This window comes from Ruegeria sp. CJ2, assembly GCF_056536745.1.
Map to the genome: position 1 here is coordinate 54,051 of NZ_JBQFQF010000012.1, position 18,509 is coordinate 72,559.

The 18,509-nt window shown below is 55.8% G+C and carries 20 protein-coding genes and 1 other RNA gene; 12 read left to right on the forward strand and 9 right to left on the reverse strand.

Annotated features, from left to right (window positions below; all coding sequences use genetic code 11):
- Nucleotides 1–32: 32 nt before the first annotated feature.
- The 3 genes from ACR0MS_RS16630 to ACR0MS_RS16640 are packed head-to-tail and all read right to left on the reverse strand — an operon-like array spanning nucleotide 33 to nucleotide 2,649.
- Nucleotides 33–1,136: a dimethylsulfoniopropionate demethylase gene (locus ACR0MS_RS16630; RefSeq protein ID WP_480575698.1), complete on the reverse strand. Its 1,104-nt coding sequence runs from the start codon at nucleotides 1,134–1,136 to the stop codon at nucleotides 33–35.
- A 12-nt stretch (nucleotides 1,137–1,148) separates the two neighbouring features.
- Nucleotides 1,149–1,853: a DUF1326 domain-containing protein gene (locus tag ACR0MS_RS16635; protein WP_170485476.1), complete on the reverse strand. Its 705-nt coding sequence runs from the start codon at nucleotides 1,851–1,853 to the stop codon at nucleotides 1,149–1,151.
- Nucleotides 1,854–1,857: 4 nt separating this feature from the next.
- Nucleotides 1,858–2,649 (reverse strand): DUF2182 domain-containing protein, encoded by a 792-nt coding sequence (locus tag ACR0MS_RS16640; RefSeq protein WP_480575701.1) that lies wholly within the window; start codon nucleotides 2,647–2,649, stop codon nucleotides 1,858–1,860.
- 85 nt (nucleotides 2,650–2,734) lie between these two features.
- Between ACR0MS_RS16640 and ACR0MS_RS16645 the strand changes: the two genes are divergently transcribed.
- The 7 genes from ACR0MS_RS16645 to ACR0MS_RS16675 all read left to right on the forward strand — a co-directional run bounded on the left by ACR0MS_RS16645 (nucleotide 2,735) and on the right by ACR0MS_RS16675 (nucleotide 7,477).
- Nucleotides 2,735–3,466: a FadR/GntR family transcriptional regulator gene (locus ACR0MS_RS16645; protein ID WP_480575705.1), complete on the forward strand. Its 732-nt coding sequence runs from the start codon at nucleotides 2,735–2,737 to the stop codon at nucleotides 3,464–3,466.
- Nucleotides 3,467–3,476: 10 nt separating this feature from the next.
- Nucleotides 3,477–3,839 carry a DUF4345 family protein gene (locus ACR0MS_RS16650; protein ID WP_480575708.1) on the forward strand — a complete coding sequence of 121 codons (363 nt, stop codon included), beginning with the start codon at nucleotides 3,477–3,479 and terminating at the stop codon, nucleotides 3,837–3,839.
- A gap of 37 nt (nucleotides 3,840–3,876) precedes the next feature.
- Nucleotides 3,877–4,223: a transfer-messenger RNA gene (gene ssrA / locus ACR0MS_RS16655) on the forward strand.
- Nucleotides 4,224–4,317: 94 nt separating this feature from the next.
- Nucleotides 4,318–4,749 carry an ester cyclase gene (locus ACR0MS_RS16660; protein ID WP_480575711.1) on the forward strand — a complete coding sequence of 144 codons (432 nt, stop codon included), beginning with the start codon at nucleotides 4,318–4,320 and terminating at the stop codon, nucleotides 4,747–4,749.
- A gap of 127 nt (nucleotides 4,750–4,876) precedes the next feature.
- Nucleotides 4,877–5,692: a chromate resistance protein ChrB domain-containing protein gene (locus ACR0MS_RS16665; RefSeq protein WP_480575714.1), complete on the forward strand. Its 816-nt coding sequence runs from the start codon at nucleotides 4,877–4,879 to the stop codon at nucleotides 5,690–5,692.
- The gene (chrA, locus tag ACR0MS_RS16670; RefSeq protein WP_480575716.1) at nucleotides 5,689–6,942 is read left to right on the forward strand and encodes a chromate efflux transporter; all 1,254 of its coding nucleotides are present in this window, start codon (nucleotides 5,689–5,691) and stop codon (nucleotides 6,940–6,942) included. The genes ACR0MS_RS16665 and chrA overlap by 4 nt, the downstream gene beginning before the upstream one ends.
- Nucleotides 6,943–7,018: 76 nt before the next feature.
- On the forward strand, nucleotides 7,019–7,477 hold the full coding sequence (locus ACR0MS_RS16675; RefSeq protein ID WP_480575719.1) for an SspB family protein: 459 nt from the start codon (nucleotides 7,019–7,021) through the stop codon (nucleotides 7,475–7,477).
- Between the two features lie 17 nt (nucleotides 7,478–7,494).
- On the opposite strand, the gene ACR0MS_RS16680 is transcribed toward ACR0MS_RS16675, so the two are convergent.
- On the reverse strand, nucleotides 7,495–8,031 hold the full coding sequence (locus ACR0MS_RS16680; RefSeq protein ID WP_480575962.1) for a hypothetical protein: 537 nt from the start codon (nucleotides 8,029–8,031) through the stop codon (nucleotides 7,495–7,497).
- A gap of 234 nt (nucleotides 8,032–8,265) precedes the next feature.
- Here ACR0MS_RS16680 and fumC point away from each other — a divergent pair, with 234 nt between their 5' ends.
- The 4 genes from fumC (at nucleotide 8,266) to ACR0MS_RS16700 (ending at nucleotide 10,720) form a co-directional block, all read left to right on the forward strand.
- On the forward strand, nucleotides 8,266–9,660 hold the full coding sequence (gene fumC, locus ACR0MS_RS16685) for a class II fumarate hydratase (RefSeq protein WP_480575722.1): 1,395 nt from the start codon (nucleotides 8,266–8,268) through the stop codon (nucleotides 9,658–9,660).
- Entirely contained in the window at nucleotides 9,660–9,836 is a 177-nt protein-coding gene (locus ACR0MS_RS16690) for a DUF4169 family protein (protein WP_480575726.1), read from the forward strand. The genes fumC and ACR0MS_RS16690 overlap by 1 nt, the downstream gene beginning before the upstream one ends.
- Nucleotides 9,833–10,048 carry a ribbon-helix-helix domain-containing protein gene (locus tag ACR0MS_RS16695; protein ID WP_480575729.1) on the forward strand — a complete coding sequence of 72 codons (216 nt, stop codon included), beginning with the start codon at nucleotides 9,833–9,835 and terminating at the stop codon, nucleotides 10,046–10,048. The genes ACR0MS_RS16690 and ACR0MS_RS16695 overlap by 4 nt, the downstream gene beginning before the upstream one ends.
- A 66-nt stretch (nucleotides 10,049–10,114) precedes the next feature.
- Nucleotides 10,115–10,720, forward strand: coding sequence for a DNA-3-methyladenine glycosylase I (locus tag ACR0MS_RS16700; protein ID WP_480575732.1), 606 nt, complete (start codon nucleotides 10,115–10,117; stop codon nucleotides 10,718–10,720).
- Nucleotides 10,721–10,726: 6 nt separating this feature from the next.
- On the opposite strand, the gene ACR0MS_RS16705 is transcribed toward ACR0MS_RS16700, so the two are convergent.
- From ACR0MS_RS16705 to ACR0MS_RS16720, 4 genes are all read right to left on the reverse strand, one after another.
- The gene (locus tag ACR0MS_RS16705) at nucleotides 10,727–11,608 is read right to left on the reverse strand and encodes a fructose bisphosphate aldolase (protein ID WP_480575735.1); all 882 of its coding nucleotides are present in this window, start codon (nucleotides 11,606–11,608) and stop codon (nucleotides 10,727–10,729) included.
- 72 nt (nucleotides 11,609–11,680) lie between these two features.
- Nucleotides 11,681–13,030: a cytochrome P450 gene (locus ACR0MS_RS16710; protein ID WP_480575738.1), complete on the reverse strand. Its 1,350-nt coding sequence runs from the start codon at nucleotides 13,028–13,030 to the stop codon at nucleotides 11,681–11,683.
- Entirely contained in the window at nucleotides 13,027–14,241 is a 1,215-nt protein-coding gene (locus tag ACR0MS_RS16715) for a hypothetical protein (RefSeq protein WP_480575742.1), read from the reverse strand. The genes ACR0MS_RS16710 and ACR0MS_RS16715 overlap by 4 nt, the downstream gene beginning before the upstream one ends.
- 63 nt (nucleotides 14,242–14,304) lie before the next feature.
- Nucleotides 14,305–15,057, reverse strand: a complete 753-nt coding sequence (locus tag ACR0MS_RS16720) for a cytochrome c biogenesis CcdA family protein (protein ID WP_480575745.1) — start codon at nucleotides 15,055–15,057, stop codon at nucleotides 14,305–14,307.
- 105 nt (nucleotides 15,058–15,162) lie between these two features.
- On the opposite strand from ACR0MS_RS16720, the gene ACR0MS_RS16725 reads away from it, so the two are divergent.
- Nucleotides 15,163–15,396 (forward strand): sulfurtransferase TusA family protein, encoded by a 234-nt coding sequence (locus tag ACR0MS_RS16725; protein ID WP_480575748.1) that lies wholly within the window; start codon nucleotides 15,163–15,165, stop codon nucleotides 15,394–15,396.
- Nucleotides 15,397–15,451: 55 nt separating this feature from the next.
- Here the strand turns inward: ACR0MS_RS16725 and ACR0MS_RS16730 are convergent, their stop codons facing one another.
- Nucleotides 15,452–18,229, reverse strand: coding sequence for an Rne/Rng family ribonuclease (locus tag ACR0MS_RS16730; RefSeq protein ID WP_480575751.1), 2,778 nt, complete (start codon nucleotides 18,227–18,229; stop codon nucleotides 15,452–15,454).
- Nucleotides 18,230–18,509 lie beyond the last annotated feature (280 nt).

The following is an 18,509-nucleotide window of genomic DNA, read 5'->3' on the forward strand; positions in this document are numbered from 1 at the left end:
CGCAGCGACGGGGGCAGCGCCCCCAGCCACGCCTAAATCCAAAAATGCGCCTGCACGGTTGCGCGTCGCGTTCCGTCGGGTGTCTTTACCTCGACCTGCGTTCCAACATCCCAATGGCTCAATCGCAGCATCCCGATGGCAACATTGGTGCCAAAATCCGGAGACCACGCTGCCGAAGTCACCTGCCCCACGCGTTTGCCATCAACATATACCGGCCAGGGACGGTCGCAGGGCGGAACCGCCTCACCGTCGATGGCGATCGGGCGAATTTGCTGAACCGGACCTTCCTTGGCCACGCGCAACAAGGCATCCCGACCAATGCAGCCAATGGCCGTGTGCGTGTTGCAGAATTTGCCCAAGCCGCATTCGTGCGGCGTGTTGTCGTCGGTCATGTCATTTCCGTATGACAGCAAGCCACCTTCGATCCGCTCAATCAGGTTCGGACATCCTGCGCGCACGCTCAGGTCTTTTCCGGCCTCGAACAACGCGTTCCAAAGCGGCATACCGATGTCAGAGCCTTCAACGTAAATCTCGAACCCGCCCTGTTTGGAATACCCTGACCGCGCCACGGCCAGATCGCGCCCCTGAAAGTCGAACATGTCGAATTTGAAGAAACGGATATCACGAACGCGATCACCGAAGACCCGAGACATCAACTCGTCTGCCTTTGGTCCCTGTACCGCAAGCGGTGACACATCTGGCTCATCAACAAGCACGTCCAGACGATATCCGTTCGCAATACCCTTGACCCACAACAGCAGGTCGCTGTCTGCAATCGAGATCCACCAGCGGTCTTCGGACAATTTCACGGCAACCGGGTCATTCAGCATCCCGCCGGTCTCATCCACGATAGGGACATAGAAACACTGCCCCGGAAGCATTCCCCGCAGATCGCGCGGTGTTAGCATCTGCATCAGGCGGGTCGCCTCTGGTCCGCGCAATTCCACCTGCCGCTCGCATGAGACATCCCACACCTGCACATTGGTCTTCAGATGTCGATAATCCGCCTCGACGGATTCGAAAACCGTTGGCAAAAGCATGCGGTTGTAAACCGTATACGCTTTGACACCAGCGGCCTCCACGCCTTCGGAGAACGGGGTGCGGCGCAAACGGCGGGACAGCGAAATCTGTGCCATTGCATGTCCTCGCTACTTGGGGCCGTGCCAGTCGATGGGGCAGATTTCCGCGGACTTTCCGCCAAAATCCCAGACGCGGCCATAGTCGCGAACCTTGGACTTTGTTCCACGCGCAACAATGATGTCCGGCCCCATCCAGTATTTGGAGTTGGAAACCATGACCGGATGATCAGCATCCTTGCCAGCCATCATTTCAATTTCGCCCTGAATTTTCCGGCCTATCATGATGCGGCGTTTGTTCCCGTCTCGCTCGATCTGGACCGGCGCGCGTTCAGCTCCGATGATCTCGCTTACCAACATGGTGAACAGGCCGGTCGTGCCGCCCGCCTGACCGCTGAAGATTTGCAGCAAACCGTTATAGGCTTTGCCGCTGGACCTCTCGTCCACATAAGCGGCGACCTTCCACTGGCCCTCGCCCATCCGACCCGGAATATCGACCAACAGCCCAACATTCAGGCCCGAAAGATCTTCGCCTTCGTAATGACCTTCGTCGATGATTACGCCCATCCAGGCGTGACAATGCCCTTCCGTCGGAGGGTGCGCCCCCAATGAAACGACGCACGGGCAGAACACATCGCAGGAACAGTTGAGGATCAATTCGCCCTTGATTGCCCAGTCTGTCGGGCTCATCTCGCGCCGTTTCGGATTGGGCATACGGCTGTCGATGCGCTGGCTGATCGGCAAGCGATCAGATTCTGGTTTTCTGTTTTTAGCCAAATACTTATCCTCCGTAAGTAAAGGGATACACAAGCAGTGCAAGACCACCCGCGATAAGAGCAAACCCCAGAGGCCGCGTTACCGCGTGCCCGATCTGAGGAAGTTTTTCGAGAACCATGAACAGGGTCGCCAGACCCATCCACAACAGGCTCATCACGCCGCCGACGAACCCAAGGGCCATAAAGCCCCAGCAGCAACCCACGCAAAACGCGCCAAGGCCCAGTCCCATGCGCAGTCCGCCTGAGAACCCGGTTTTCCAATGTCCAAGGAAATAGGTCATCGGGGCGTGGCAGACACCGTGGCAGACTTCTTTCGCGCGGGTGAACTGAAACGCACCGACGGCGATCAGAAGCCCTGCGGCAAGTATGTTGGACTTGGAGACCCCCAGCATATCGACCACGCCACCATACAGAAGAAAAAGCTGAATGCTGGTAATGGCTGCGGCAAAGCCGACCCAGACAAGAAAATACCCGCTCAGAACACCAAGCCACCCGGCACGCGTCCCGTCAGCGCTGCGGATCAGGTCATCATAGCTGCGCAAGGTTGGAACCAGTGTGGGCAACATCATGGCTGCCATCATAATCGCCCACATCCAAAACAGCGGGCCAAACTCGGCCATGGGCATGTACATATCCATGCGTGGGTCCATAGCTGCCATCGCCTGACCCATCGGACCCGGACGGCCAATCCAATCAAGATCCATGTTGCGGCTCATGGTGAACATCATCCACCACGCCCACAGGATCAAAGCATAATAGCCCAGCCAAAAACCGTTGCGTAGAACTGCGCGACTCACTTGTCCCTCCCGACTCAGTCCTTGCTTTTCAAATGTCAGACTTTTAAATGTCAGACAAATAAAAATTCGCCAATGGTCCCCGATTATGAAAATCGACCCCCAAAAACCTGCGGATCTGTCCGCGCAGATCGCTCAGGCTATCCGTGACGCGATCATCTCAGGGCAGTTGATCGTGGACGAGCGTTTGCCGTCCGAAGCCGAACTTGCCGATCAGTTCCAAGTCTCGCGCCCGACCGTTCGCGAAGCCTTGAAACGCCTTGCGGCGCAGTCACTTATCCGAACACAACGCGGCGCGACTGGCGGGGCCTTTGTCAATCGGTTGAGCTTTGAAGATGCTTACACGCAGCAAATCACAACATCGACCCTTTTGCTATCCATGAACGCCGTCGCCTTCGATACCGCTTGTGAGGCACGCTATGCGCTGGAACGCGCCTGTGCGCCATTATCGGCGCAGCGCAGAACGGCAGATCAATTGGCAACGATGCGGGCCGAGATATTCAGGCAGGCGCAGCCCGGTCTTACGGATGAGGCTTTTTGTGCCTCAGATGTGGCCTTCCACCGTGCGCTGGTCGACGGTGCAGGAAACCCGGTTCTGTCCTACCAATTGGCTGGTGCGGTTGAGGCGATGCAGCCGTTGATGAACATGATCACCTTTACGGCCAGATCGCGCGAAGAGATCATCTCGCTCCACAATCAAATAGTGGATGCCTTGCAGGACCGAGACTCGGAAACCGTTGATGAAACGCTTGTAAAGCTGGAAAACTACACCCGAAAATTGGCACAAGATGTTGCGGATCAGCGCAGAAAAACCGTTTGATGAGGGTATGATGACCGCAGGTCTTAATGTAATTGCCGCCATCCTGACCATTGGTTTTGGCTTGTTTGGGTTCCTGGCCCCTGCTTTTACCGCAGCCTCACTGGATCTGGCGCCAACCGACAGCACTATGGGGCTAAGCGAAATGCGCGCCTCGGTCGGAGGGTTGTTTGTCGTGACCGGAGCCGTGGTTCTGCTGCTGAATAATCCGATGGGCTACGTGATGCTGGGCGTTGTCTATGCCGGTGCTGCGCTGGGACGGTTCGTATCGGTCGCACTGGACAATCCGCCATTGGTCAAAGCGTTGACCTTTGGTGGAATCGAATTGGTCTTGGCGTTGTGGCTAATACTCGCGAACTTCAACAAAGCCACTTAATTGTTTAACAATAAATGATAAGTCCGCAGGTGTTTCCCCGTTTGCATCCTCGCGTTGGGTCACTTATATAGAAAGTGTCCTTCGGGACTATGGACATAAACGCGCTCGTAATAAGCGGATCGGACCCGGGGGCGGTACCCGGCGGCTCCACCAAAATCTCTCGTTTGGGGATCATGGGGCCGAAATAGGATCGACGAACGTCTAAAGGGGTTAGCTTTGTCTCGGCCGTCTGCCACCGTTACCGGCGAAACTAGTACAATTGCAAACGACAATCGTGCTCCGGTTGCAGTTGCTGCGTAAGCAGTAACAAGACCGAAACTTAAGCCCTTGCGCCTAGCCGCGTAAGGCGGGGTTCGCAGGTACCTGGCAACAGAAACCTGCATTTTCCCCGCGTCACATCAAAGTCCTTTTGCCCGCATGTTCAGAGTTTATTCACTGATTGCGGTGATGCTCTGTTCATTAAGACAGGAGAACTGAGATGTCGCACGCAGAAGTACTCAGAGAGTGGTATTCGGAGGTTTGGGAAAACGGCAATACCGATGCAATCGACCAGTATTTTGCCCCGGAAGCCATGGCAGAGGGTTTGATCCCTGAAATGCAGGTCGGCGCGGATGAATTTCGTGATTTGGTGGTGGCATTTCGGCATATCCTGGGCGACATCCAGGTCGAAATTCCCAAGATTATCGAAGACGGCGATTGGGTTTCCGCCATTCTGCATGTCAGGACAACCCGGGCAGACAATGGCGCCCCACTGCAGGCAACCGGCAGCATGATCGGGCGCATAAAAAACGGGCGTGTCGTCGAGGCATATAACCAGTTCGACTTTATTTCATTGTTCGAACAACTCGGTCAGTTTCCGCAAGACACCCTGCCCGTTTGCATGACAGGCCAACGTCTGGATTGGGCTTAAGCCCGGTAAGAAATCTTGACCCCCCTGTCTCAAGCGCTGTAGCAAGGGGCATGGGGTAAGATTGCGAACGCCCCGTGAGGCGCAAGCCCAAGTTTCGCATGTATCCGCTTGAGACAGGAAACATGCTATGCCCGCGCCAAACTCGATAACATCCAAGCAACTTTTGCGCCTGATAGGAACACCGCAGGCCCCGGTGCTCATCGACATTTGTGTCGACGAAGACTTTCAGGACGATCCCTTCCTTATCCCGGGGTCGTTACGCCACCCTGCCCAAGATTTTGACGGGTTGAAGGACCTGGTTGGCGGCCGGCCTGCTGTGATCATTTGTCAAAAGGGGAAGAAACTCAGCCAGGCCGTCGTTTCGTGGCTGCGCAGCGAAGGCGTTGAAGCCGAGTATCTGGAAGGCGGAATGCATGCGTGGCGGGACACGCCAAATGCGCCCCGCATCCCCGCATCAACGCTCTCCGGTCTGGGGGGAAGGAATACGCTGTGGGTCACGCGTCACCGGCCAAAAATTGATCGTATTGCCTGCCCCTGGTTGATCCGACGGTTTGTAGACCCAAACGCGCGGTTTCTGTTCGTGGCCCCGGATGAGGTTCAAAATGTTGCAGACGTATTCGGAGCCACCCCCTTCGACGTGGAAAACGTGTTCTGGAGCCATCGCAACGACCAATGCACATTTGATACGATGCTGGATGAGTTTGCCTTGCACATCCCGGCATTGGATCGGTTGGCAACTGTAATTCGCGCGGCGGATACGAACCGCCATGACCTGTCGCCCGAAGCTGCTGGATTGCTGGCGGTATCTGTCGGTCTGTCCCGGCAATACCGCGATGATCACCAGAATCTTATGGCCGGACTACAGCTATATGATGCGCTGTACCGCTGGGCGCGCGACGGTTTTGAAGAACGCCACGACTGGCCAACGGACAAGAAATCATGACGCCGACAATTGCGGACTTGATCAGCGTTTTCGGGCGGATTGGGCTGTTGTCTTTCGGTGGGCCCGCCGCGCAGATATCATTGATGCATCAAGAGTTGGTGGAAAAACGACCGTGGTTGGATGAACAGACATATCTAAGGGCGTTGTCCCTGTGCATGCTGCTTCCCGGGCCAGAGGCTATGCAATTGGCCACATTCGCCGGTTGGCGCCTTCGTGGAGTGTCAGGCGGTTTAATTGCCGGTGGTCTTTTCGTTCTGCCCGGGGCCCTAGTCATATCGGTTCTGGTTGGGCTTTACGCGGCGTTTGGTAATCTGCCCTTGGTTCAGGCGGGCTTTCTTGGCGTCAAGGCAACGGTGATCGTGATCGTGCTTCAGGCCCTGTATAGACTGTCGCGCAAGGCCCTGTCGGACACCGAACATCGCGTCATTGCCGTGTTGGGATTTCTGGCGATTTTTGCGTTGAACCTGCCCTTTCCCCTGATCATCCTTGCGGCCGCCGTTTGGGGATACGCGCGGTACAAAGATACAGGTGCTCAGGTGAGCCCCCCGCCGACCCCTCCGGCGACGCATCCGGTTCGGACCTGCGTAATTTGGTTGAGCCTCTGGCTGACCCCTTTGTTCCTGCTGGGACTAACAGGACAAAAACTGCTGAGTGATTTGGGCTGGTTCTTTGCGCGCCTTGCGGTTGTCACCTTTGGCGGGGCCTATGCGGTCCTTGCTTATATGACGCAGACCGTCGTGGACAAGTATCAGTGGATCAATACAGACCAAATGATTGATGCCCTTGGGCTTGCCGAGACGACGCCGGGACCGCTTATTCTGGTGACACAGTTTGTCGCCATGCTGACCGGCCAGATCGAAGGCGGAGCGTCTTTGGCGATCGCGGCAGGTATAGTCGCACTTTGGGCGACATTTGTGCCGTGTTTCCTCTGGATATTCCTTACCGCCCCGTATCTGGAGCATTTGGCCGCCCGTCCACGACTATCTGCCGCTTTGCATGGCATAACGGCGGCCGTTGTGGGTGTGATTCTCAATCTGTCCGTGTGGTTTGGCCTTAATGTTCTTTTCGGCGAAATCTCGCAGAAACAAATGGGTTTCGCCTCAGTTCCCTGGCCTGATCCCACCAGCCTGAACCCGTCGGCGGTTGTGCTAACAATGTTGGCCGGGGTGTTGATATTCAAACTAAAATTTGGCATGGGGGTGACGCTGGCGGTCATGGCTGCGGCTGGTATCGGATTTCATTTTCTTTGAACAATCCGTGCATACGCGGCCTTTCGTTTCCGTTGGAATCCCTTATGCTTGGGGCAATCACTTTTGAGGATGGCACATGTCGCAGGACATTGATTATGGCAACTTGATGCACACCGCCATGCGCGGCCTTATCAAGACTGTTTTGACAGAAGTTTCCCAAAGCGGCCTGCCCGGTGCGCATCACTTCTTCATTACCTTTGACACGGGCCACGATGGTGTCGAACTTGCGGACTGGCTGCGCGAGCGCTACCCCGACGAAATGACCATCGTCATGCAGCACTGGTTCGAAAACCTCGAGGTTGGCGACAACGGTTTCGCCATTACGCTGAACTTTGGGGATGCCCCAGAGCCGCTGTATATTCCTTACGCGTCGATCAAGACATTTGTGGACCCATCGGTCGAATTCGGACTTCGCTTTGAAAGCCCGGATGACGACGAGGAAACTCCGCATATCGCTGAGGAAACGATCGAGGTGGAAGAGCCCGAAGACCACCAGGACGCAGATGTCGTGTCGCTGGACAGCTTCCGCAAGTAATAGCTTATTAGCTTTTGCTACTGACGTTTCAGAAAGGTTTCCACCGACCGGGATTTAATCCCGTTGCGGAACCTTGAAAATGAAAGGTTCAGTCCGCCCTCGGCCAGTGTCCGATCAAATTGTTGGAGCTCGTATCCGCCGTTTTCGTCAATGAACAACGAAAACACAGTCAGCGTGTCCCCTTCGATCCGGCCCCATACAAAAGGCTCGCCCTGCATCGGATCCAATGGGACCTCGTGGCCAAAGACATTCCGTCTCATGGCGGCGGAATAAACGTCCGGCCGTTCGGATTCTTTGAAATCAATCGAAAAGGATTGCTCTTTCACACGGCCATCCAGCTTATAGGTCGTGGTTTTCCAACTGACGTTAAAGCCGTTCTTGGTGTCATGGATCGACACACTCATGTCCCGCGGTGTTTCGCTGCCGTCCTGATCCACAACATTTGCTGATCCAACGTAGTCACCAACAAATTGCTCTATGTCCGCAGCGCGGGCCTGAAAGCTGAAAAAGATAACAAATAGAGCAATGCCTGTGATACCGGCGAAGAATTTCAGGGGGTGAAGCCGTGTCAATTGGGCCACCTTAACCTCCAAATTTATGATCCGTTCATTTTAGCCTACCCGGTGGCACAGACAATGGCGCGAATTGTCATCGGTTCAAGAAAAATCAGGCACGCACTTATCTATACCTTTCCATTCCCTAAGTTTAAGGTGCGCGCAACTGGCCGATTGCATGGCGGCGATGCCGCAGGTAAACGGCATACGACTGTATACACGACGGAGTGACCGATGTCTCAGACCCGCACCGAATCCGACAGCTTTGGCCCGCTGGAGGTTCCTTCCGACAAATATTGGGGCGCGCAAACTCAGCGTTCGATCATGAATTTTCCGATTGGGTGGGAAAAGCAACCTGTCGCCATCGTTCGTGCGCTTGGTGTGATCAAAAAAGCCTGTGCTATGGAAAACAAGGCGATTGGCAAGCTGGATGCCAAGATCGCAGACGCGGTTATTCAGGCCGCTGGCGAAGTTATCGAGGGCAAGTTTGACGACAACTTTCCGCTGGTCGTCTGGCAAACCGGGTCAGGCACACAGTCCAACATGAACTCGAACGAGGTGATCGCAAACCGCGCGATTGAGATCTTGGGCGGCGTAATCGGCTCCAAGGACCCGGTTCATCCCAACGATCATTGCAATATGGGTCAATCGTCCAACGACACTTTCCCGACCGCGATGCACATTGCCACCGCCATGAGCGTGCGCGACGTTCTGCTGCCCGGACTGGAAAAACTGGCGTCGGGTCTCGAGCAGAAATCCGAGGAATTCAGCGAGATCATCAAGATCGGGCGCACGCATACACAGGATGCCACGCCTCTGACTCTGGGTCAGGAATTCAGTGGGTATGCGCATCAAATTCGTCAAGGAATTGAACGGGTCAAGGCGGCAATGCCGGGAATTTATGAACTGGCCCAAGGCGGTACGGCGGTCGGAACTGGCCTGAACACACATGACGGCTGGAGCGAGGCTGTCGCCGGAAATATGGCGGAAATCACCGGCCTGCCCTTTGTCACCGCCCCCAACAAGTTTGAGGCTTTGGCGTCGCATGACGCGATGGTCTTCCTGTCCGGCGCTTTGGCGACCATTGCAGGCAGTTGCTATAAGATCGCGAATGACATCCGTCTGCTGGGGTCCGGTCCCCGCTCGGGCCTGGGCGAACTGATCCTGCCGGAAAATGAGCCAGGGTCATCTATCATGCCGGGCAAGGTAAACCCGACCCAGGCCGAAGCGATTACCCAAGTTGCCGCCCATGTGATGGGCAACGATGCCGCGATCAAATTCGCAGGCAGCCAGGGCCATTTTGAACTGAACGTCTATAACCCGATGATGTCCTACAACCTGCTGCAGTCTATTCAGTTGTTGGGTGACGCCGCCGACAGCTTTACCGAGCGCATGTTGATGGGCATTCAGGCCAACGAGCCGCGGATCGAAAAGCTGATGAAAGAATCTCTGATGCTTGTGACCGCGTTGGCCCCAACGATCGGGTATGATAATGCCACGACCGTCGCGAAAACGGCCCACAAAAATGGCACGACCCTCAAGGAAGAAGCAATCGCCCTTGGGTTTGTCGATGAAGAGACCTTTGACGCTGTGGTCCGTCCTGAACACATGATCGGACCCAAAAGCTGATGGGAAAACCGGTTAACCTCAACCGGTATCGAAAAGAAAAAGCGCGGGCTGAGAAAAAAGCCCGCGCGGATCAGAACTCTGTCGCTTTTGGGCGCGGCAAGGCTGAGAAAGAAGTCCTGCAAAAACAACAGGACAAGCAACGCGCGGACCTCGATAATCACGAGTTGGACAAATGAGCGGTCGTCCCGTCAAACGCTCACTAACGCTCAAAGGGCATCGGACGTCCGTGTCGTTGGAGGATGAATTTTGGCTGGCGTTCAGGGATATTGCCAAGTCTAAAAACACTCCGATCAACGCGTTAGCGGCGGAAATTGATGTGGCGCGTGATCCAGACGTTGGGCTTGCCTCGGCCATCCGCGTGTTCATTCTGAACTGGTACCGATCCTGACCGAAAACGGTTGTGTTTTTCGTACAAACTTTACTAAGGTTGAGAGGAACAAAAAGGGTACACGCGATGAGCAAGACAGTAGTCGGACCAGACGGAAAGCCACGCTGCGCATGGTGCAGCTCTGCGCCAGAGTTTTTTGACTACCATGATCAGGAATGGGGTTATCCGGTGGCGGATGACCGGCGGTTGTTTGAAAAATTGTGTCTTGAGAGTTTTCAGTCCGGTCTAAGCTGGCGCACTATCCTGTCCAAGCGAGAGAACTTTAGAAACGCGTTTAAGCACTTTGATTTCAACAAGGTGGCCGAATTTGGTGAGGCTGACGTTGAGCGCCTGCTTCAGGACGAAGGGATCGTTCGCCATCGCGGGAAAATCGAAGCGGTAATCAATAATGCCCGGCGTGCTCAGGAGTTGGTTGCCGCAGAAGGATCCCTTGCTGCTTATGCCTGGAGGTTTGAGGCTGAAACGCCTGAAAATCCACAAACGGTTTCAACATCCCCGGAATCCATTGCGATGTCGAAAGACCTTAAGAAACGCGGGTGGAAGTTCGTGGGGCCAACCACGGTATTTGCCTTCATGCAGGCGATGGGTCTGGTAAACGACCACGCTGCCGATTGCATCATGCGAGAAAAAGCGGCGCAACTGCGCCGCGATTTCACGAAACCCCTAAGCTGACCGATCTTAGACGGAGGCTTTGAAAATCTTGTCGATGTTTCCGCCCAACGCGGTGTTGAACTCCGCATCGGACTGTTGCTTTGACAGACCTTCGGTCAAGGCGCGTGAGAAAGACGCGATCATCTTGTCGTTCTGATCCAGCAGATCACAGGCTTGTTCGGTCGAGTATCCTCCCGACAAGGCCACGACGCGGACCACACGCGGGTGATCGGCCACGTCGTCATACAGGTTGGCCTGGCTGGGAATGGTCAGCTTCAGCATCACATCCTGCCCATCCTGCAACTGGTCCAGATTCCTCAGGATTTCAGCTTTCAGGATGTCTTCGGCTTCGGCCTTGGTTGCCGAGTTAATGTTCACCTCAGGCTCAACAATCGGAACCATTCCAGCGGCGACAACCTCGCGGGCGACATCGAACTGCTGGGCAACAACTGCGGCGATACCCTCGGCGTTTGCCTCATGAATGACCGAACGTTCTTTGGTGCCAAACACACCCTCCGCCTTTGCCAGCGTGTCGGCGAGGCCCGGGATCGGTTTCATCATCTGAACGCCGTTCGCTTCGTCCTCCAACCCTTTGTCAATCTTGAGGAAAGGGACGATCCCCTTGATCGACCACAGGTAGTCGGCGACGGGGCGTCCGTCGATTTGTTCGGACAGTGTACGTTCAAACAGGATCGCGCCAATCACCTTGTCCTTTGTGAAATCGCTTCCCAAAATGATCCGCGCGCGCATCTTCTGGATCTCGCCGAACATCTCTTCATCCGAGGAATAGTCCGAAGCCTCGACCCCATAAAGCGCCAGTGCCTTGGGGGTTGAACCGCCACTTTGATCCAGAGCGGCAATGAAGCCCGCCCCGCTAGACATTTGTTCGCGCTGTTCAGATTTGGACATAAGACTTTCCCGTTCGAAATGATTCCGCTGTTTTCAACCGCATACAGCAAGGCGTCGGATGTTGGTAGTTGTTTAGCGCTCACGCACGCGCAACCAAATACCATCTTTTGATCTGACTGTTAGATGGGCAATCGGCACAGGTTCGCGCCCTTCTATCAGCTCAAACCGAAAGGATTTCAGAAGCATAGAGAGCAACAAAGGCCCCTCGATCATCGCGAATCCTGCGCCAGGGCACACGCGGGCCCCAGCCGAGAAAGGAATAAAAGCATCGCGCTGACACGAACGTCCGTTTTCGGTGCCCCATCGGGCCGGATCAAACGCATCCGGATTTTGCCACAGCCGCTCATGCCGGTGCAAATGCCAAGGGCTGATAACAATTTGCGAGCCTTCTTGAATTTTCCGGTCCCTGAATGTCTGTGGACAGGTATTTTCCCGGACCATCATCGGAACTGGCGGGTACAGCCGCAATGCTTCGCGAAACACATCCCGGCTGAGTTTCAGTCGGGGCATGGTCGTGAAATTCTGGTCGGGATGGCTTTGCGCTTCGTTGGCCACCTTGTCTTGCCATTCTGGATACTGGGCCAGCAGATACAGGGTCCAGGCCAACGCAGAGGCGCTGGTTTCGTGACCGGCCAGGAAAAAGATCGCAACCTGATCCACCATTTCGCCTTGTCCAAAACATTGCCCTGTTGCTGGGTCGGGTGTCGTCATGATTTTGGTCGCCAAGTCGTCCGGAGCGCACCCAGCGGCGATTTGTTTGGCCCGGTCAGCCGTCAACCGTTCAATCAGAGACCTGATTTCCCTGGCGTTTCGTTTGGTTTCAGATGAATGAAACCGTGGGACCCATCTTGGCAACGGAACGAAGGCTGCGAGGTTCACCAGAGGTTGCGCGCGTTGATATCTGCGAAACTTATTAAAGACTTCTGTGCCGATTTTATGTTCGATCGGGACAGAGAACAGAGTTCTGAAAATTACATCAGCCGCCACATAGCTTGTGAATTTCTCGCACTCCAGTTCTGTGCCGACATGAGGTCTCAGCCGTTCGACCGCGGCATTCGCGGCATCCAACATCGCCGGGTATGTGTCTTTCAACCGGCCGCCTTCAAACGCCGGGTCTATGATACGCCTCTGGCCCTTCCAGGTTTCACCGTTGGTCAGGAACACCGAGTTCCCCAGCAACGGGCGCAAGCCCTCGCTGATCCGTTCTGATTTTGGGAAATCGTCAGGGTCCTTTTTCAGCACCCTTTCAATGAGTTCCGGTTGGTTTATCAAGTATGATCTGAAGAATGGCGTTCGAAACTCAGCCATCCACGCCCGATACAAACGGTGGGGTTGCGCGGACAATATGTCCTTTCGGAAAAGCTTGAGGTATCGCCAAAGCGACACCTTGTCGGGACGTGCAGCCGGCTTAGGCGGCGTCATGCCTGCACCGACCTGAACTTTGAAACGGGGACAGCGATCCGTGACTTAGATGGTGCACGGCCTTCATATCTTTGTGCCAATGTCATTGGGCCGGCGGTAATCCGAAAGTAGTCATACGTTCCCACCTGATCAAACGCACAAAGGTATTGAAAGTGAAGGCGGAAAAAACGCCACCTCAGTTCCTTCCAGCGCTCGGGCGACAGTGTTTGCGTGAACGCAGCCGACAGAACAAGCGGCCATTTCGAGCTTTCCGTACTAACCCCCGAAACTGCAACCGGATCGCAGAGCGCAAATGAACACCCGTCTCCCGGCGCAGAAACGTCCAGCCATGTAAGATCATCCCGCTGAGACAGATAGCGAAGGTCAGAGCGCAGACCATGCGCATCAGGTAAAAAGGAAACCATCGGAACGACCTGACCCAAAGTCAGAAATGAAAGCTCTGGTCCTTTCGCCGGTCGATCCGTTGATCGCAAAACCTCGGCCAGCACACTGACGCCAAGATGCGCCCCCGAGCTGTGGCCGACAACCAGCACTTCGTCCACATCCGTTTCCAGAGCTCTTGCTATCAGCGCACTGAAATCCGACAGGCGAGATTCAAGCGCGGCTGGCGTCACCCCGTTTTCAGATGCGGAATAGGCATAGTCGTGCATCAGGTAATAAGCGAACAGCTTGTTGTCCGCCTTCCGAAACCACCTCAGCAGACCGTAGGCAAGCAGAACTCCGGGCGCGACCGCGAACCACGAGGTAACTGGCATGAGAACAACCGTCAAAGCCCACGCTGCCCCCAACGCCAAGCCCAGTTGCAGCAGTAGCATGGCCACCGGATACAGTGCGGCAATCACCGGACCTTTGCGCAACCGCATCAGCCGCCAAAGGGTTCCGGTAGAAATGTAAATCCACGCGGTTTGCACCATTTGCAAATAGGTCGCGAGGATCGAATTCGACATGCTTTCCCGAACGATGTCAGACCAAACCAGAACCTCGATATCGCTCTGGATGTGCTCACCATCTTGTTCCGAGCGCACGTGCCAACCGTATGGCCCCTCGCCCGACTTGGCCGATACGGACAAGTCGTAACCCGAAAGTTCGGCCTGAACCGCGCCTTCCTTGCGATACAACTCTCGATACCTTCGCGGATGGATCGGGTCGTAGCCGGGAATGTAGAAAACCCGGCGTGTGCGAACCCTTGATTGTTTGGCCTGACTGCTCATGATCTTACCTTTTGCCACGCAAGTTACCGCAGCATTACCGACAAGGTAAGACAGATCAGGTCATCACCCGAAATTTGCCAGCGCCGGGAAAGCTTCCAGCAACCACCAGCTGAACTCGGTAAACAGGCCGGTGATCAGCATGATGCCCACGAACAACAGCAAGCCGCCCATGACTTTTTCAATCGTCGCCATGTGGGGTTTGATCTTGTTCATCACCGTCATCGAGCGGTTGAGGAACATCGCCGCCAGCAGGAAGGGAATCCCCAGTCCCGCTGCGTATACCCCCAACAACAGCGTTCCACGTGCCACTGACGCCTCGGAAGCCGCAAGCGACAGGATAGCGCCCAACTGAGGGCCAATGCAGGGCGTCCACCCGAAGGCAAACGCAAGCCCCAAAATGTAGGCGCCAAAGACCGAGCCACCGGAGTCCCCGGTTTCGATTCTGGCCTCTCGGTCAAGAAACGGGATTCGAAATACGTTCAGGAAATGCAGGCCAAAGACGATGACCACCGCGCCGGACAGTTTGGCGAATAGAACCTGGTTCTTGAGAACAAACGCGCCAAAGGCGGACGCTGTAAATCCCAACAGCAGGAATACCGTGGAAAGGCCCAGAACAAAGAACAGGGCCGTCAGGGTCGCCTTGCGGCGCGCCTGCGCTTGGTCCTGCATGTCGTTGATGGACACGCCGCTCATATACGCCAGGTAAGGCGGAACGATTGGCAGAACGCAGGGCGACAGAAAGCTGATCAGGCCACCCAGCATCGCTATGAACATGGCAGGCAGAAGGCCTGCGTCTATGATGTCAATTCCGAACATGATTCAGCACATATGTTATGACTCCGCCGACGTCACGGGGCAATTCGGTCACATCCTCGTGGTTGCATGCTGGACACCCGGCAAAACTGGAAATATTTGATCGGTATGTCAGACTCGCCGGAAACACTCGACGCATTGGGGCTGTTATGCCCCCTTCCCGTGCTCAAAGCACGTAAGCGATTGAAATCCATGCCGAAAGGCTCTTTGCTTCGCATGCTGGCCGATGACCCTGCTGCTATCGTTGACGTTCCACATTTCTGCGCCGAGAGTGGCCATGTGCTGGTCTCGCAAGAGGAATCCGACGGGCACCAAGTCTACGTCATTCAGAAATCAGACTGACAAAAATCGCAATTTCCTAAGAAAAAAGGCGGGCCATGCGACCCGCCTGATCTGGTTATTGCCCCAGAGACCACCACCCACGACGTTTGGGTTTGGCAGGTTCACTAGGCGCCTCGGGTTCTTCGGCAACCACTTCCAACACCGGCTCTGCCGCGGGCTCTTCCGGTTCTGGCTCCTGAGTCGGCTCCTCTGATGCTGCTGCCACGGGCTCTGCAACCGACTCCACAACCTCTTCTGAAACCGCCTCGGCTTCTGGTTCAGGTTCACCGGTGGCTTCAACCTCAGCCTCAGCTTCAACCTCAGCTACAGTTTCACTCTCAGCGGTTTGAGGCTCCGCCGTCTCGGGGTCAGCGGCCTCTTCAGCAACCACTTCACTGGTATCCGAAGCCTCGCTTTCCTCAGAAACTTCAGCCGTTTCGGGGTCTTTTTTCTTACGACGAGGTGAACGGCGGCGTTTTGGCTTGGCTGGTTTTTCTTCCTCAGCCGTGTCATCGGCAACAACTTCTGCCTCGGACTCTTCCGAAGAGTCAGCCGGTGCCTCCTCGCCCTCTTCACCATTTGCTTCAGGCGCGTCGCCCGAGTTGTTGTTCTTCTTGCGACGGCGGCGGCGACGCTTGCGCTTGGGCTTTGTCTCATCCTCAGCCTGAGGCGCTTCGTCCTCAACCTGCTCCTCGTCAGAAGCATCCACCAAGTCCATCAAGGACGCATCGACGGACACAACCGGCGCACTGGCTTCGGGCACAATACGGCTTGCGGTCTTGAACTTCTCCAACGAGAAATCAGGGCTGACCAGATGCACATCACCTTCGATCCGCACCGACAAACCATAACGCGCCTCGATCTGCGCGATATGCTCGCGCTTCTGATTCATCAGGAAATTCGCGATACTGACCGGGCAGCGTACCAATACTTCGCGTGAACGGCGGCGGGTGCCTTCCTCTTCGATCTGGCGCAAGATGGTCAGCGCCATGTTGTCGTCCGAGCGGATCAGGCCAGTACCATGGCAGGACGGACACGGCTGCGTCGTTGCCTCCAACATACCGGGCCGCAGACGCTGACGGCTCATCTCCAGCAGGCCAAAGCCGGAAATTCGACCCACCTGAATGCGCGCACGGTCAGTTTTCAGCTTGTCCTTCAGGCGCTTTTCAACAGCCGTGTTGTTCTTGCGCTCGTCCATGTCGATAAAGTCGATGACGATCAGACCAGCCAGGTCGCGCAGGCGCAACTGACGCGCGACTTCCTCGGCCGCCTCAAGGTTGGTCTTGAGCGCGGTTTCCTCGATCGAGCCTTCCTTGGTCGCCCGCCCCGAGTTCACGTCGATCGCCACCAGCGCTTCGGTCACGCCAATCACGATATAGCCGCCGGATTTCAACTGAACCGTCGGGTTGAACATCCCAGCAAGATAGCTTTCCACCTGATAGCGCGCGAACAGAGGCAACGAATCCTCATACCGCTTCACGTTCTTGGCGTGGGACGGCATGATCATCTTCATGAAGTCCTTGGCGATGCGGTATCCGCCCTCGCCTTCGACCAGAACCTCGTCGATCTCGCGATTGTAAAGGTCGCGGATCGACCGTTTGATCAGGTCGCCTTCCTCATAGATTTTCGCGGGCGCGATGGATTTCAACGTCAACTCGCGGATCTGCTCCCACATCCGCTGAAGATACTCATAGTCGCGCTTAATCTCGGATTTGGTACGCTTGGCCCCTGCGGTCCGAATGATCAGGCCCGCGCCGGTTGGCACGTCAATCTCGGCAGCGATTTCCTTCAGCTTCTTGCGGTCCGGCGCATTAGTGATCTTACGGCTGATGCCGCCGCCACGCGCGGTGTTTGGCATCAGAACGCAATAGCGACCGGCCAAGGACAGATATGTCGTCAGAGCAGCGCCCTTGTTACCACGCTCTTCCTTCACGACCTGCACCAGCAGAACCTGACGAACCTTGATGACTTCCTGAATCTTGTACCGACGTGGGCGCGGTTTCCGTGGAGGTCGAATGTCCTCGCTGTCATCCTCATCCGCGACGGATTCGATGGAATCGTCTTTGGCCGTCGCATCAGCGCGGGCTTCCGCCTCATCCGTATCGTCCTTGGCTTCACCTTCTGACGACGCTTCCTCAACCTCGGCGGCTGCGGGTTCAGTATCGTCCGATTCACCCTCTCCGTCAGAGGTTTCCTCGGCTGCACCTTCTTCGTCTGGCGTTTCGGTGGCCGTTTCTGGCTGCTCGGTCTCCGAAGTCTCATCAGCCTCAGCTTCTACGCCCTCGGCCGCCGTGTCTTCAGATGCATCAGGCGCATCATCAACGGGTTCTTCGACAGGCGTCTCGGCCACGCGATCGGCAGGAGATGTACCCTCGGGGACATCGAGATCGGGATTTTCTTCACCGTCGCCGAGGTCAATGGTCTCCATACCCGTCGGCTCGTTGGAAACATCAAGCGTTTCGACCGCGTCATCTGTCTTTACGTCAGCGGCCTTGCTCCGCGAGCGCGAGCGGCGTTTTTTCGGCTTGGACTCTTCCGCCTCGTCCCGTGCCTTCAACGCTTCTGCATAAGCACGCTCTTCTTCCATAAGAGCTTCGCGATCAGCGACAGGTATCTGGTAGTAATCCGGATGGATCTCGGAAAACGCCAGGAAACCATGCCGGTTCCCTCCATAATCCACAAAGGCCGCCTGTAGCGACGGCTCGACCCGTGTTACTTTTGCAAGATAGATGTTGCCAGCAAGCTGGCGTTTGTTCTCGGATTCAAAATCGAACTCCTCGACCTTGTTTCCGTCGACCACCACAACGCGGGTTTCCTCCGCGTGGGTGGCATCGATAAGCATTTTCTTAGCCATGTGTCCTTGGTGCACCGCGCCAAACGCGTTGTCCTTACCCGTCCGGGGGGACAGGCGCTTTTGGGGTGGTGTCTTGTCAGGGCGATTTCGGACGGCGCGCGGCAGGGTCCGGCGCTGTGGCCCCCTGCCCGTATAGTCAATCGTTGCGCGCGCGTCATCGCGGTTCTTCTCCGACAGGCGCGATCCAACGCTGCCTGCCCATTTATTCCTTTCACCCGCATCCACGGGGTCAGGCGTTCAACTGCCCCATTACGGGGCACAATCGGTCTGCGTTGCCTGT